The 1,196-nt window shown below is 30.1% G+C and carries 2 protein-coding genes; both read left to right on the top strand.

The genetic code is table 11. From position 1 onward, the window contains the following. Window positions 1-283, top strand: a 283-nt coding sequence (locus tag COZ07_RS05740) for a hypothetical protein (protein WP_406607617.1), incomplete at its 5' end; no start/stop codon positions are given. Between the two features lie 8 nt (window positions 284-291). Next, the coding region (locus COZ07_RS05745) for a ribonucleotide reductase N-terminal alpha domain-containing protein (protein WP_406607618.1) at window positions 292-1,196 on the top strand (905 nt) is incomplete at its 3' end.

Genomic DNA, 1,196 nt, shown 5'->3' on the forward strand with positions numbered 1-1,196 from the left:
TTATGAACAAGTAGATAAACTTAAAAACAATATAGATATTTTATTGTTATATGATTTAATCGGGAAATATAAAAAGAAGTCTATTAATTTTTCTGATGAATCATTAGATTTATTTATTAAGTCTAATTGTATTTATTCTATTATAGGGCGTTATAGCTGGTGGGGATGCGCTAATCTTCCGGGAAGGAATATTCTAATTTTACCTAAAGCGATTCAGGGATATTTAATGATTGATACTGATGGTTGGAATATAGAAGGTGTTAGATTTGATTTAACAATATAGGAGAAAATATGATTTCAGAAAATGCTTTAGAGATTTTGAATAAAAGATATTTTTTGAAAGATAAAAATGGTAAAGTTATAGAAGATTGGGATAAATTATGTCGAAGAGTTGCAAAAGTAGTTTCTCAAGATGAACCCAAAGAACATCAAAAAAAATGGGAAGATAAATATTATGATTTAATGTATAATTTAAAATTTCTTCCCAATAGTCCCACATTAATGAATGCAGGGGCAAATATAGAGGGACTTTCAGCGTGCTATGTTATTCCCATAGAGGATTCTATGGAAAACATAATGAATGCTGTGAAATATTCAGCATTAGTTCATAAATCAGGAGGGGGCACGGGCTTTAGTTTTTCAAAGCTTCGCCCTGTTAATTCAGTTGTGAAAAGTACATCTGGGGTTGCATCTGGGCCAGTGTCATTTATGAGAATGATTAATGCTGTTACTGAAGAGATTAAACAGGGGGGGAAACGTAGAGGGGCAAATTTAGGTTCAATCAGTTGCTCTCATCCAGATATCGAAGAATTTATTGATTGTAAGAAAGATACATCTAAGATTACTAATTTTAATATTTCAGTTGAGATTACTGATGTTTTTATGAATGCAGTTGAAAATGATACAGAATATGATATTATTGATCCTCGAACAAAGCAAATTGTTAAAAAAATTAAAGCTCGATCCATTTTTGATAAGATTGTACATAATGCATGGGAAACAGGAGAACCAGGTCTTTTATTTATTGATACAATAAATAAAAAGAATTTATATGGGACAATTGAAACTACTAATCCCTGTATAACTGGAGATACTTATATTTTAACTATTGATGGACCGATATCTATTAAAGAGTTAGAATCTGTGATGAATAATTCTAAGAATATGTTAAATAAGATTGACATATATTGCTGGGA

The sequence above is a fragment of the Candidatus Infernicultor aquiphilus genome, from assembly GCF_002784285.1.
GTDB lineage: Bacteria > Atribacterota > Phoenicimicrobiia > Phoenicimicrobiales > Phoenicimicrobiaceae > Infernicultor > Infernicultor aquiphilus.